Origin of the sequence: Pseudomonas sp. UBA4617 (assembly GCF_002386445.1) — a bacterium.
Lineage (GTDB): Bacteria > Pseudomonadota > Gammaproteobacteria > Pseudomonadales > Pseudomonadaceae > Aquipseudomonas.
The window spans coordinates 87,373-100,536 of sequence record NZ_DGIR01000018.1; the positions used below are offsets into that span (position 1 = coordinate 87,373).

Annotated in this window: 11 protein-coding genes; 2 read left to right on the forward strand and 9 right to left on the reverse strand. The window is 62.8% G+C overall.

Annotated features, from left to right (window positions below; genetic code table 11):
* Nucleotides 1–147: 147 nt before the first annotated feature.
* Nucleotides 148–498, forward strand: a complete 351-nt coding sequence (locus B4L76_RS06755; RefSeq protein WP_289131214.1) for a BON domain-containing protein — start codon at nt 148–150, stop codon at nt 496–498.
* 79 nt (nt 499–577) lie between these two features.
* Here the strand turns inward: B4L76_RS06755 and B4L76_RS06760 are convergent, their stop codons facing one another.
* Complete coding sequence (locus B4L76_RS06760; protein WP_296231371.1) at nt 578–880, reverse strand: putative quinol monooxygenase; 303 nt, start codon at nt 878–880, stop codon at nt 578–580.
* Nucleotides 881–940: 60 nt separating this feature from the next.
* Between B4L76_RS06760 and B4L76_RS06765 the strand changes: the two genes are divergently transcribed.
* The gene (locus B4L76_RS06765; protein ID WP_296231372.1) at nt 941–1,354 is read left to right on the forward strand and encodes a VOC family protein; all 414 of its coding nucleotides are present in this window, start codon (nt 941–943) and stop codon (nt 1,352–1,354) included.
* A 92-nt stretch (nt 1,355–1,446) separates the two neighbouring features.
* Here the strand turns inward: B4L76_RS06765 and B4L76_RS06770 are convergent, their stop codons facing one another.
* The 8 genes from B4L76_RS06770 to B4L76_RS06805 all read right to left on the reverse strand — a co-directional run bounded on the left by B4L76_RS06770 (nt 1,447) and on the right by B4L76_RS06805 (nt 13,141).
* On the reverse strand, nt 1,447–4,383 hold the full coding sequence (locus B4L76_RS06770) for a DUF748 domain-containing protein (protein WP_296231373.1): 2,937 nt from the start codon (nt 4,381–4,383) through the stop codon (nt 1,447–1,449).
* A gap of 78 nt (nt 4,384–4,461) precedes the next feature.
* Nucleotides 4,462–5,331: an oxygenase MpaB family protein gene (locus B4L76_RS06775; RefSeq protein ID WP_296231374.1), complete on the reverse strand. Its 870-nt coding sequence runs from the start codon at nt 5,329–5,331 to the stop codon at nt 4,462–4,464.
* Between the two features lie 41 nt (nt 5,332–5,372).
* A complete protein-coding gene (gene acs / locus B4L76_RS06780; RefSeq protein ID WP_296231375.1) occupies nt 5,373–7,307 on the reverse strand; it encodes an acetate--CoA ligase in 1,935 nt (644 codons plus the stop codon).
* A 198-nt stretch (nt 7,308–7,505) separates the two neighbouring features.
* Nucleotides 7,506–9,170 (reverse strand): glucose-6-phosphate isomerase, encoded by a 1,665-nt coding sequence (pgi, locus tag B4L76_RS06785; RefSeq protein ID WP_296231377.1) that lies wholly within the window; start codon nt 9,168–9,170, stop codon nt 7,506–7,508.
* A gap of 186 nt (nt 9,171–9,356) precedes the next feature.
* Nucleotides 9,357–10,220, reverse strand: coding sequence for a pantoate--beta-alanine ligase (gene panC / locus B4L76_RS06790; RefSeq protein WP_296231378.1), 864 nt, complete (start codon nt 10,218–10,220; stop codon nt 9,357–9,359).
* Nucleotides 10,217–11,017 carry a 3-methyl-2-oxobutanoate hydroxymethyltransferase gene (gene panB, locus B4L76_RS06795; protein ID WP_296231379.1) on the reverse strand — a complete coding sequence of 267 codons (801 nt, stop codon included), beginning with the start codon at nt 11,015–11,017 and terminating at the stop codon, nt 10,217–10,219. The genes panC and panB overlap by 4 nt, the downstream gene beginning before the upstream one ends.
* A 259-nt stretch (nt 11,018–11,276) precedes the next feature.
* On the reverse strand, nt 11,277–11,756 hold the full coding sequence (gene folK / locus B4L76_RS06800) for a 2-amino-4-hydroxy-6-hydroxymethyldihydropteridine diphosphokinase (protein WP_296231380.1): 480 nt from the start codon (nt 11,754–11,756) through the stop codon (nt 11,277–11,279).
* A complete protein-coding gene (locus B4L76_RS06805; RefSeq protein ID WP_296231381.1) occupies nt 11,753–13,141 on the reverse strand; it encodes a polynucleotide adenylyltransferase PcnB in 1,389 nt (462 codons plus the stop codon). Before B4L76_RS06805 ends, folK begins: the two co-directional genes overlap by 4 nt.
* Between the last annotated feature and the right edge of the window lie 23 nt (nt 13,142–13,164).

The following is a 13,164-nucleotide window of genomic DNA, read 5'->3' on the forward strand; positions in this document are numbered from 1 at the left end:
CGACGGTGGTTGTAGCGATAGGTTACTAACTTATTGATTTAAAAGGAAACAAGCGAAACGGAAAAGCTGGCACAGCGCATGCAACTACCTTCATACCTGACGCCAGGACGTACGGCGCAGACCTTTCGATAAACAGGAGTGACTCACATGAAGAAGTTCGCCATTGCTGCCGCTACTGCTACCGCCCTGACCCTGACCATGGCTAACGGCGCATTCGCTGCAGAGCCAACCCAGGCTCCAGTCATGTTGGCCGCCAATACCGTGGACAACGCCAAGCAGGAAGGTTCTGACACTTGGATCACCACCAAGGTGAAAGCGGACTTGCTGACTGAAAAAGGTATTCCAGGCAGCGACATCAAAGTCGAGACCAGCCATGGCGTTGTCTCGCTGTCGTCTGACGTGGCAGTGACTCAGTCCCAGAAAGAAGAAGCCATTCGCATTACCAAGAACATCAAAGGCGTCAAGAGCGTCATGGCTGACGGTCTGAAAGCCGAGTAAGGGATGTCCCGTCGGCCAAACGGATTTGGCCACCTATGCTCCAGGCCCCGGCGTCTTGCCGGGGCTTTTCATTGTGCGCCTAGTACACCGGATTACGCGCAACCACATCACTTTCGAAGCATTCCTGTTCGACTATCAGCGGCTCGACCAATGGCCGGCTATCGCGATAGTGCGCGGTTTGAGTATGCGCTTCATACGCCGCATCATCGCGGTAGAGCTCGTACAGGTATATCAGGTCCGGGTCGACGCGATCTTGCGACACATCGAACACTAGGCATCCAGGTTCGCTGGCGACGGAAGCGGCAGCGTTGACCTTTATCGCATTCAGAAAATCCTCGGCGCAGCCGGGCTTCACTCGGGTCTTGATAAACAGGCTATACACAAGGTTGTCCTTTTGTTTTAAATTCAGATATGAATTGTATACAAAAATGGAGCCTCGCCAATGTCCGAATTGCCTGCCCGCCCTGGTCGCCTGAACGGCCTGCGTCATATTGCCTTGCTGGTGCCCAACCTTGAGGAGTGCGAACGCTTCTACGTCGATGTGCTGGGGATGGAGGTGCTGAACCGCGCCAACGAAGACCTGGTGTATCTCACCTGTGGTAACGACAATCTGTCGCTGGGGCGCGGGGCAGGGGCGGCCAATGGCTTGCAGACCCTCGACCATTATGGGTTCATCGTCGACAGCGTGGAGGAACTTGAGGCTTGGTATCAGTACTTCAAGGCGCATGGCGTGACCTTGCTCGACAAGCCGTTCAACCACGGCGACGGCGCGCGCAGCTTCCACCTGTTGGACCCGGCCGGGAACAAGGTTCAACCGCTGTATCACCCGGCAGTGTCGGGGCAGCAGCTGGTGTAAGCCTGTGCCGACCCTTCGGCAAACGCCGCTACAGGCCTGTGCGATTGCCTGTAGCGGCGTTAGCCGCGAAGGGCTAGCCCTGTTGGCACCGTTTATTCAGCATCCAGGTGCATCGGGGTAACCACCCGCCCGTCGCTCTCAGGCTGCCCCAGGTTGGTGTCGATGAAATACACCCGGTCATCTTCCAGCTGGCCCTTGTCCACCAGGTAATCCTTGATGCTGCTGGCCCGCTCCTGGCCCAGTGTACGCAGCAGCGCAGTACTCTCGGCCCAGGATTTGATCACCGCCTCGCGCAACTTGGCCGTGCGCTCTTCGCGGCCCAGCTGCTCCCAGTCCGCAGGTGGTTGCTGCTTCAGGCGGTTGCGGTAGATGCCTTCCAGCATCGCCGGTTTGTCAGCGTCGTCGACCACCAGCATGGATGCATTGGCCGGTACCTTGTCGCCCCGGCGCTGCAGGATCTTGTACCAGGTAGCCTGGTATTCGCGCTCCAGCCGCTGCTGGGCGATCAGCGGGCCGTCACTGGCCTGCGCGCTGGTGCCTTCGATTTCTAGGCGCAGTTCCGGACGTTCTTTCAGGGCCGAGGCCAGCTTGTCCAGCGAGGCCTGGGCGTCCGGGCCAAGCTCGCTGGAGCCCGGGGCGAAGGCCACGCTGCCCAGGTCTTGCGAGCCGCCGCCACTAACCAGCCCGCCAATGAACTTGAACGGCGCCTGTGCTGCGCGCAGTACCAGGTTGCGCAGGGTCTGCCAAACGATCGGCATTACGCTGAACTGCGGGTTGTTGAGGTCGCCAGACACCGGCAGCTCGATCGAGATCCTGCCCTCGGTATCCTTCAGCAACGCCACTGCCAGGCGGATCGGCAGGTCCACTGCGTCCGGGCTGTCGACCTTCTCGCCCAGTTGCAGTTGCTCCACCACCACCTTGTTCTCGGCCTTTAGCTGGCCATTGGTGATGAGGTAATGCAGGTCGAGGTTGAGCCGGCCCTTGCGAATGCGGAAACCGGCGAACTTGCCGGAATAAGGGGTCAGCGTGGTCAGCTCGACGCGCTTGAAGCTGGTGGCAATGTCCAGGCTGGCCAACGGATTGAACGGGTTGAGTGCGCCCTTGATGGTAACCGGCGCGTAGCGGTCGACCTTGCCCTTGACGTCGACCTTGGCCGGTACCGGCTTACGATTGTCGATGGTGCCGACCTGGCCGTTGAGCTGCTGGATGGCGGTGGCGAAGTTAGGCGTCAGGGACAAGTCGGCGAAGTTGGCCGAGCCGTCGTTGATGTCGATCTGGCCGATGTGGATGCCCAGCGGCTTGCCGCTGCTGGCCGGCGCCGGCTTGGCCTGGGCTGGTGCCGGGGCGCCGGCCGGCTGCGGGATCAGCAGGTCGTTGATGTTGGTGGTGCGGTCTTCGTTGATGATGAAGCGTGCATAGGGCTGCTGCAGGGTTACCTTGTCGATCGACAGCGTATCGCCATGCACGTAGGACAGGCCATCGACATTTACCTGCTGCCATTTGACGAAATCGCGGCTCTTGATGGTGTCGAGGGTATGCAGCTGGCTTACCTGTGCCTTGCCGGTAATGTTGAAGGCCAGTGGTGCGGTGTTCTTCAGGTCGACATTGAGGTCGCTGGAAAGCATGCCACTGCGCAGTTCCAGGAGGATGAATGGGCTGATATAGGCCTGGGCCACGCGCAGGTCGATGTCGCGAGTGCTGACATCCAGCCTGGCCCAGACCGGCGCCAGGTTGACCTGGCCGGTTGCCTGCAGCTTGCCTTGTCTACCCACGCCGGTATCGAGCTTGAGGGTAAAGGGTGACTGGTTGAGGCTGTCGAACCCCTGCAGGTCGGCGTTGAGCGGGCCTACGTCGAGGGCCACCGGCTCCTTCTGCGTACGGTCTGCCAGGTGCACCAGGTAGTTACGCAGTTGCACGTCCTTGAGCAGTACCTGCCAGGGTTTGCTCGGCTCTTTTGCCGCTTGCTCTTTGGCCGTGGGCTCGGCGGCAGCCGGTTCGGCCTTTTCTTTCGGCGTGGCCTTGGCCGGCTGGCTGGCGAACAGCTTCTGCCAGTCGAGCTGACCGTCCTTTTCCAGCGCAGCCCAGGTTTCCAGTTTTTCGCTGCGGATCTTGCCCACGGTGACCAGTTGCTTGATCAGGTCGACTGAGGTCTCGCTCACCTCCAGGCTGGCCAGGCGGGCCAGCGGGCGGCCATCCGGCGCCTTGATGGCGAACGGTGCGATGCGCAGCGAGGCGTTGTCCAGCAGCAGTTCGGTCTGCTTGGCGAGGTTGAGCCTGTAATGGGTGTCGAGGCTGACCACACCCTCTTCCAGCACCAGTGGCACGGCATCGCGTACATATGGCCAGAACGCCTTCATCTTGCCTTCGGTGACTTTCAGCGTGCCCTCGGAAGCGATCGGCGCCAGGCTCAGCGTGCCTTTCCAGTCGATGCGCCCGCCATTGGGGCCATTCGCCACCAAGGTCATGTCAGCATTGTCGTTGGGCAAGGTGCTGAGGTTCTTCAGCTCCAGGTTCATGTTGTCGTAGAGGAACTCGATCGGCTCGCTCGGGCGCAGGTCCTCGAAGTGCAAGTAGCCGTCGCTCAGCTTGATGCTGCCGATGCGCAGCGGGAACGGGTCGCTGGGCGGCTCGTCGGGCTTGGCCTGGCTGGCGGGTAGCTTGAACAGGCGAGTCAGGTTGAGCGTGCCGTCCTTGGCAAACAGCACTTCGTTGCGCGGCTTGAGCAATTCCACCGCGTCCAGATGCAGTGCACCGCTCCACAGGCTGTCGAGCGAGAGATTGGCATACAGCCGTTCAAAGCCGACCTGTTCCTTGCCAGGCTCGCCGATCTGCAGGCCCCAGAGCGTCAGTTCGAGGCTGAAGGGGTTGAGTTCGATCCGTTCAAGGTGGGCAGGCACGGTCACGTACTGAGCCAACTGCTGGTTGGCGATGCGCAACGCGACACCGGGAAGGACGAGAAAACCAAGAAGGCTGTAGAGGGCTACCAGGGCCAGCAGTGCGCCGGCGGCGCGAGTCAATCCTTTGTACATGTGTCGCTTCGTCTGTCTAAGCAGGAGAGCTTGGAGTATGGCACGTTAAATCAGTTCCGCAGCGGCGACCATTTGCCCTCATTCGATGCCCATGCGCCGTTTGGCCCGCTGCGCCGAGCCGTTGCGCATTGCCCAGCGCAGCACGGGTGCGGTGCGTTGCAGGCCCAGGCGGATCAGGCGCTGCTGCAGCGTGCCGCGCTGCACGCCGAGCATGGCCTGGGCCCAGCCTGGTAAGAGGTCGAGGCCAGCGTGCAGCATCAGCTTACCCACCGGCTGTGCCAGGCGGCTGGGGGCGGGAGCATCGAGCAGGATCTCGAGCACCTGACGGCTGCGGGCGTCGCAGCGCAACTGTGGGCGCATGTGTTGCAGGTAATTCTCGACCTGCTGGCGCGAACGCGGCACGTCGCGTGCACCCAGGCGCTCGGCGATCAGCGCGATCTCTGCGTAATAGGCGTCCTGTTCGGCGGCCGCAAGCTGCGGATTGCAATAACGCAGGTGGGCATTCAGGAAGCTGCTGACCTCTGCCACGTGTACCCAGGTGAGCAAGTCTGGGTCGCTGGCTGCATAAGAACGGCCGTCCGGAGCGGTACCGGTTACCTGCAGGTGGATGGTGCGGACCTTTTCGATCAGCCATTCGGCATCGCGGGTGGCGCCGAAGGTAGTGCCGGAGATGAACTGGCTGGTACGCCGCAGGCGCCCGAGCAGGTCTTCACGAAAATTGGAATGATCCCACACCCCGGCCAGGGCCAGCGGGTGCAGGAGCTGCAACATGAGGGCGCTGATGCCGCCGACCAGCATGCTCGGGAAGTCGCCATGCACTTGCCAACTGATGCTGTGTGGGCCGAACAGGCCGGGGTCCCCCTTGGGGGATTCCAGGTCGAGCTGACCGAGGGCCAGCCCGGTAAGGCTCATGACCTGGGTTTCGATGCGGCGGCGAAGGGCTTCCATGGCGACCTGTCATGCAGGATGGCCACGAGAGCGGCCACCGGTTACTGGTTGAGGCGTTTGTCGATCAGGCCCTGTACCACGCTGGGGTCGGCCAGGGTCGAGGTATCGCCCAGGTTGTCCAGCTCGTTGCAGGCGATCTTGCGCAGTATACGTCGCATGATCTTGCCTGAGCGTGTCTTGGGTAGTGCCGGGGCCCACTGGATAAGCTCGGGTTTGGCGAAACTGCCGATTTCCTTGCTGACCAGGGCCAGGAGTTCGGCCTTGAGCGCATCGTCCGGCGTTACCCCGTTCATCGTCGTGACAAAGGCGTAAACCCCCTGGCCCTTGAGGTCGTGGGGATAACCGACTACGGCTGCTTCAGCGACGCTGTCATGCAGCACCAGTGCGCTCTCCACTTCGGCAGTACCGATGCGGTGCCCGGAAACATTGATCACGTCATCGATGCGCCCGGTGATCCAGTAGTCGCCATCGGCGTCGCGGCGGGCGCCGTCGCCGGTAAAGTAATAGCCGGGCATGGGTTTGAAGTAGGTGTCGACCATGCGCTGATGGTCGCCATAGACGCTACGGATCTGCCCAGGCCAGCTGGCCTTGATGGCTAGCAGGCCGGCCCCCGGGCCTTCGATCAGCTTGCCCTTGTCGTCCAGCAGCACCGGTTGCACGCCGAACATGGGCTGGCTGGCGCAGCCGGGCTTGAGCACCTGCGAGCCGGGCAGGGGGGTGATCATGATGCCGCCGGTTTCGGTTTGCCACCAGGTATCGACGATGGGGCAGCGCTTCTGTCCGACGGCCTCGAAATACCATTCCCAGGCTTCCGGGTTGATCGGCTCACCGACGCTGCCGAGCAGGCGCAGGCTCTGGCGGGAGGTGCCCTGCAGCGGCCCGTCGCCCTCGCGCATCAAGGCGCGCAAGGCGGTTGGGGCGGTGTAGAAGATGTTCACCTTGTGCTTGTCCACCACCTGCCAGAAGCGCGAGGTATCGGGGTAGTTGGGCACCCCTTCGAACATCAGCGAGATCGCGCCGTTGGCCAGCGGGCCATAGACGATGTAGCTGTGGCCGGTGACCCAGCCGACGTCGGCGGTGCACCAGAACACCTCGCCGTCACGGTAGTCGAACACCACCTTGAAGGTAAGGGTGGCCTGCAGCAGGTAACCGCCGGTGGTATGCAGTACGCCCTTGGGTTTGCCGGTGCTGCCGGAGGTATACAGGATGAACAGGGGGTCTTCGGCCGCCATCGGTTCGACAGGGCAATCGTCGCCGGCCTTTTCCGTTACCTCGTGGTACCAGAGATCGCGGCCTTCGGCCCAGGCGACATCAGTGCCAGTGCGGCGTACCACGAACACGCTGCTGACCGCGGGGCAGCTGGCCAGCGCTTTGTCGACGTTCTGTTTCAGCGGGATGCGCTTGCCGCCGCGCACGCCTTCATCAGCCGTGATCACGGTGCGGCAGTCGGCATCGAGAATGCGGTCGCGCAGGGCATCGGGCGAGAAGCCGCCGAACACCACCGAATGGATGGCACCGATGCGGGTGCAGGCAAGCATGGCGAAGGCGGCCTCGGGGATCATCGGCATGTAGATGCACACCCGGTCGCCTTTCTTCACCCCGCGTGCTTTCAGAGCATTGGCCAGGCGGCAGACTTGGCGGTGCAGTTCGCGGTAGGTGACGGCCTTGGAATCCCTGGGATCATCGCCTTCCCACAGCAGGGCGGTCTGTTCCCCACGGCGTGCCAGGTGGCGGTCGATGCAGTTGTAGCTGACGTTGAGCTGGGCGCCGTCGAACCAGCGGGCGTTGCCGGTCTTCAGGTCGCATTGCTGCACGCTCGACCAAGGCTTGATCCAGTCCAGGCGCTTGGCCTGTTCGGCCCAGAAGGTGTCGGGGTCATCCACCGACTGACGGTAGAGGCGGCGGTACTCGTCGGGGGTGAGTGCGGCGGACTGGCTGACAGCCAGGGCCTGCGGGTAGTTGCGGATATCGAACATGGCGGGTGGTCCTGCTCTTGTGAGGGGCGATGGACTGCAACGGCTATTCGATAGGACAGTGTAGCTGGAAGAGGTGTTCCGCCTTTGCGACCCTCTTCGCGGGCGTGCCCGCTGCCACAGGGACGGCACAGCTTTCGAGGCCTGTGCAGTACCTGTGGCAGTGGGCGAGCCCGCCAAGAGGCCGGTGCAGGTTCCAGATCAGCCGCGGTGACGGCCGCGGAAGTAATTGATCAGGCCCTGGGTGGAGCCATCCTCGGCGCTGTCTTCCAGGCTGCCGACCAAGCGCTGGTAAACGCCCTTGCCCAGCTCTTTGCCCAATTCCACGCCCCACTGGTCGAAGGCGTTGATACCCCAGATCACGCTCTGCACGAACACCTTGTGTTCGTACATCGCCACCAGGGCGCCCAGGCGGCGTGGGCTGATGCGTTCAACCACCAGGGTGTTGCTCGGGCGGTTACCCGGGATCACCTTGTGCGGGGCCAGCTTCTCGATGTCAGCTTCATTCAGGCCCCTGGCGCGCAGCTCGGCTTCGGCTTCCTCGCGGGTCTTGCCCAGCATCAGCGCCTGGCTCTGCGACAGGCAGTTGGCGTACAGCCACTGATGGTGGTCAGCCACCGGATTGAAGCTCACTACCGGCACGATGAAGTCGGCCGGAATCAGCTGGGTGCCCTGGTGTAGCAACTGGTGGTAGGCATGCTGGCCGTTGCAGCCGACGCCGCCCCAGATCACCGGGCCGGTATCGGTCTTCACCGGTGTGCCATCCTGCAGCACGCTCTTGCCGTTGGACTCCATGTCCAGTTGCTGCAGGTGCTTGGTGATGTTGCGCAGGTAATGGTCGTACGGCAGGATCGCGTGGCTGTTCGCGCCCCAGAAGTTGCCGTACCAGACGCCCAGCAAGGCCAGCAGTACCGGCATGTTCTTTTCGAACGGCGCGGTCTGGAAGTGCTGGTCCATGGTGTAGGCACCAGACAGCAGTTCCTTGAAGTTGGCCATGCCGATGGCCAGGGCAATCGGCAGGCCGATGGCCGACCACAGCGAGTAGCGTCCGCCCACCCAGTCCCACATCGGGAAGATGTTCTCTTCGCGGATACCAAAGGCCACGGCGGCCGCCTTGTTGCTGGAAACAGCAATGAAGTGGCGGTACAGCTCGGCTTCCGAACCGCCCTGGGCCAGGTACCAGGTGCGTGCGGCCATGGCATTCTTCAGGGTCTCGAGGGTGTTGAACGACTTCGACGAGACGATGAACAGGGTGGTTTCAGCACGCAGGTTGGCCGACAGCTCGTGGAATTCACTGCCGTCGATGTTCGCCAGGTAATGGCAGCGCACGCCGCGTTGGGCATACGGCAGTAGCGCTTCGGAGACCAGTTCGGGGCCGAGGAAGGAACCACCGATGCCGATGTTGACCACGTCGGTGATCGGCTTCTCGCTGTAGCCGCGCCACAGTCCGTCATGGATGCGGCCGACCAGTTCGGTAATCTGGTTGAGCACCTTGTGCACTTCCGGCATGACGTTCACGCCGTTGACGCTGAGCTTGTCGCCCACCGGTCGGCGCAGGGCAGTGTGCAGCACCGGGCGGCCTTCGGAGGCGTTGATGATTTCGCCGCTGAACATCGACTTGATGGCGTCTTGCAGGCCGACCTGCTCGGCCAGGTTCACCAGCAGGTCACGGGTCTGTTCGGTGATCAGGTTCTTCGAGTAGTCGAGGAACAGGCCACATGAACTCAGGGAGAACTGGTCGAAGCGTTTGGCGTCGGCAGCGAAGGCTTCGCGCATGCTGAAGCCTTGCATGGCGTCGCGGTGTTGCTGGAGCGCCTGCCAGGCGGGCAGGGCCGTCACATCGTGGGGTGTACGGTAATACGCCATTGCGCGGGGTTCCCTTGGTGCGTGGTGATGCCTTGGACACGGCAGTCATTGCCGGGTTCAGGCTGGCAACATTATAGGAAAAGGCCACTGGCAGGGAATGGGTATGGCAGAGGGAATTTGGGGCGCTTTTGCGCCCCTGCGCGAGCTGGCTCTGCTGCGAACGGGCTGCAAAGCAGCCCCAGGCGATTACGCGGTCTTCTCTTCCACATGCAGGTAAAGGTTGTCGATCAGCCGCGTGTTACCCAGGTAAGCCGCCGCAATCACCACCAGGTCGCGATCATCGAACATCGCCGGACGCAGGCTCACGGCATGTCGGACTTCCAGATAATCCGGGCGGAATCCCGCGGCAGTCAGTTGCGCCTGACCTTCGGCTACCAGCGCAGCGAAATCACGCTGGCCCCGGCCGATGGCCGCAGCGATGTGCTGCAAGGTGCGATACAACGCCGGTGCCGTAGCCCGTTGCTCAGGTGTCAGGTAACCGTTGCGCGACGACAGCGCCAGGCCGTCTTCGGCACGCACGGTGGGTTCGCCGATGACCTGGATCGGCATGTTCAGGTCGCGCACCATGGCGCGTATTACCGCCAGCTGCTGGAAGTCCTTTTCGCCGAACACGGCAAGGTCAGGCTGGACCATGTTGAACAGCTTGGTAACCACGGTGGCCACACCTTCGAAATGCCCGGGCCGGCTGGCGCCGCACAGGCCTTCGGAAAGCTGGGGAACGCTGACACGGGTTTGCACGCTCATGCCGTCGGGGTACATCTCGTCGACGGTGGGAGCGAACAACAGGTTGCAACCGGCCTGCAACAGGCGCTCCTGATCGGCGGCCAGGGTGCGCGGGTATTTGTCGAGGTCTTCGTTGGCGCCGAACTGCAGCGGGTTGACGAAGATGCTGGCGACCACGAAATCGGCGCGCTGCGCGGCCTTGGTTACCAGGGCCGCGTGGCCGCTGTGCAGGTTGCCCATGGTCGGCACGAAGCCGATGCGCTTGCCTTCACTACGGGCGCGAGCAACGGCGGCACGCAATTCGCGGACGGTCTTGACTGTATTCATGCACTGAACCCGTGTTCGCTGCCTGGGAAGCTGACTTGCTTGACTGCCTCGACGTAAGCGACGAGGGCGCTGTGGATATCCGGCTGGCCTTGCATGAAGTTCTTCACGAACTTCGGCACGCGACCGCTCAGCGACAGGCCGAGCATGTCGTGCAGGACCAGTACCTGGCCATCGGTGCCGCTGCCGGCACCAATGCCGATCACCGGAATACCGACGGCACTGGTAATTTCCGCCGCCAGTTCGCTGGGCACGCATTCGAGCAGCAGCATGGCCGCGCCAGCCTGCTCCAGGGCGATGGCGTCGGCACGCATTTGCCGGGCCTGGGCTTCCTGGCGGCCCTGGACCTTGTAGCCGCCCAGCACGTTGACGGTTTGCGGGGTCAGGCCCATGTGTGCACATACCGGCACGCCACGCTCGGCCAGCAAGCGGATGGTCTCGGCCAGCCAGGCAGCCCCTTCGATCTTGACCATGTGGGCACCGGCCTGCATCAGCGTGGCGCTGTTGGCGAAGGCCTGTTCCGGGGTGGCATGCGCCATGAACGGCAGGTCGGCGAGGATCAGCGCGCCGTCGTTGCCGCGTTTGACGCTGGCGGTGTGGTAGGCCATGTCCGCGGTCGTTACCGGCAGCGTGCTGTCGTGGCCTTGCAGCACCATTCCCAGCGAGTCGCCTACCAGCAACACTTCGACACCGGCCTGGCTGGCGGCCTTGGCGAAGGTCGCGTCATAGCAGGTCAGCATGGTGATTTTTTCACCCTTGGCCTTGAGGCCATTGAGGGTGGTCAGGGTTACTTCAGGCATGTAGGAAATTCCTCGTTCAGGCGCTGTAAGAAACGACTGCATTCAACGCGTAGTCATCTTCCGGAGCGGCACATCATCGCGTGTGATGTTCGGGCACAGGTCCGTCCGGGCCTAAATACGGGTAGCGGCACTTCGGTGCCACACGGGACGCCTATAGTCGTGAGCGAGGTGGGGGAAGTCAATGACCCTGTTACCGCATTGTTACGTTCAGGGTGTTACTGGCGTTACCGCGCCGCTGTGCACGGCTGAAACGCCCGGTTTACAGGCGTTCGAGACCGACGAACGGGCACGCTTCGAGCAGCTGCGCGAGGGCGCGGCCATCGGCCAGACGGAAATCGCCCGGTACCAGTTCGGCCAGCGGGTACAACACGAAAGGCCGGGCATGCATATGGTAATGCGGCACTTTCAGGCGTGGCTCATCAAGCACCTGGTCGCCGAACAGCAGGATGTCCAGGTCCAGCGTGCGTGGGCCCCAGCGTTCCTTGCGGACGCGGCCCTGGTCATTTTCGATGGCCTGCAATGCATCGAGCAGGGCCAAGGGCGGCAGGGCGGTGTCGAGGGCGGCGACGGCATTGGTGTAGCGTGGCTGCCCTGGCAGCAGTGAGTCACTGGTATACAGGGCCGAAGCTGCCACCAGGCGCGTGTCTTCTACCTGGTCGAGCGCCTGCAGGGCATTGCGCAACTGCTCGGCAGGTGCGTCGAGGTTGCTGCCCAGGCCGATATAGGCACGGGTGCTCACTCGAATGCCTCGTCGCCGCCGCGCTTGCGCTTGCCGCCACTGCGTTTGCGTTTCCGCGGGCCGGCACCGCTGCCTTCGTCACGGCTGCCCAGCTCGCGGATCATCTCGCGGCGCTCGCTGTCGTTGGCATCCTGGTACTCGGTCCACCACTGGCCAAGCTCGTCGGTTTCTTCCCCGGCGCTCTCGCGCAACAGCAGGAAGTCGTAACCGGCGCGGAAACGTGGGTTGTCCAGCAACATATCGGCGCGCTTGCCGCTGCGTCGGGGCAGACGCTCCTGCATGTCCCAGATCTCGCGGATCGGCAGAGTGAAACGCTTGGGGATGGCGATGCGGGCGCACTGCTCGGCGATCAGGTCGTGGGCCGCACCGTTCATGGCCGGGATGGGCGGCACGCCCTGTGCTTGCAGGTGCAGTACGCGGGCCGGCAGGGCTGGCCACAGCAGTGCGGCGAAAAGGAACGCCGGGGTCACCGGTTTGCCTTGCTTAACGCGCAGGTCGGTATTGTGCAGCGCCTGGCTGATCAAGGTATGGGTATAGGTCGGGCGTTCGTCCAGCGCATGCGCACTGGCCGGGAATAGCGGTTCGAACAACTGCAGGTCAACCAGCATCTCGAAGGCGATGGCACCCTGGCCCGACAGGAACAGCTTGAGGCTTTCCTCGAACAGGCGCGCCGGCGGAATTTCGCGCAGCAGTGGGGCCAGTTCACGTACCGGCTGGACCGTGTGCTTTTCGATACCGAAGTCGAGCTTGGCGGCAAAGCGCACCGCGCGCAGCATGCGCACCGGGTCTTCCTGGTAGCGGTGGGTCGGGTCACCGATCAGGCGCAGCAGGCGGTTACGGATATCGTGCACGCCATTGGCGTAGTCAAGAATGCGCTCGCTGACCGGGTCGTAGTACAGGGCGTTGATGGTGAAGTCGCGGCGTTGCGCGTCTTCTTCCAGTGTGCCGTACACATTGTCCCGCAGGATGCGGCCGCTGGCATTGTGCGACGAGCGGTGGCTGTCGCCCTGGTCATCTTCCGAATGGTGGGCGCGGAAGGTGGCGACTTCGATGATTTCACGGCCGAAATGCACGTGCACCAGCTTGAAGCGGCGGCCGATGATGCGTGCATTGCGGAACTCGGCGCGGACCTGCTCGGGGGTGGCACTGGTGGCGACGTCGAAGTCTTTGGGGGTGATGCCAAGCATCAGGTCGCGGACACAGCCACCGACCAGATAAGCCTGGTAGCCGGCGCTCTGCAGGCGTTCCACGATATTCACCGCGTGGCGGCTGAACTGGTGGCGCTGCAGCGAATGCTGGCTCTTGTTGATCACCTCAGGAGTGGTACGCCTGTGATGCGGGCCCGGTACGGGCGGGCGGAACGACTGGAACAGCTTCTTCAGCATGGGATGCACTGTTTGAAGGAATG

What these genes read in the sequence shown, in the direction of transcription:
- panB (WP_296231379.1), bottom strand. Translation starts at nt 11,017, where the DNA reads ATGCCTGAAGTAACCCTGACCACCCTCAATGGCCTCAAGGCCAAGGGT.
- acs (WP_296231375.1), bottom strand. Translation starts at nt 7,307, where the DNA reads ATGTTCGATATCCGCAACTACCCGCAGGCCCTGGCTGTCAGCCAGTCC.
- panC (WP_296231378.1), bottom strand. Translation starts at nt 10,220, where the DNA reads ATGAATACAGTCAAGACCGTCCGCGAATTGCGTGCCGCCGTTGCTCGC.
- B4L76_RS06805 (WP_296231381.1), bottom strand. Translation starts at nt 13,141, where the DNA reads ATGCTGAAGAAGCTGTTCCAGTCGTTCCGCCCGCCCGTACCGGGCCCG.
- B4L76_RS06775 (WP_296231374.1), bottom strand. Translation starts at nt 5,331, where the DNA reads ATGGAAGCCCTTCGCCGCCGCATCGAAACCCAGGTCATGAGCCTTACC.
- B4L76_RS06765 (WP_296231372.1), top strand. Translation starts at nt 941, where the DNA reads ATGTCCGAATTGCCTGCCCGCCCTGGTCGCCTGAACGGCCTGCGTCAT.
- B4L76_RS06770 (WP_296231373.1), bottom strand. Translation starts at nt 4,383, where the DNA reads ATGTACAAAGGATTGACTCGCGCCGCCGGCGCACTGCTGGCCCTGGTA.
- pgi (WP_296231377.1), bottom strand. Translation starts at nt 9,170, where the DNA reads ATGGCGTATTACCGTACACCCCACGATGTGACGGCCCTGCCCGCCTGG.
- B4L76_RS06755 (WP_289131214.1), top strand. Translation starts at nt 148, where the DNA reads ATGAAGAAGTTCGCCATTGCTGCCGCTACTGCTACCGCCCTGACCCTG.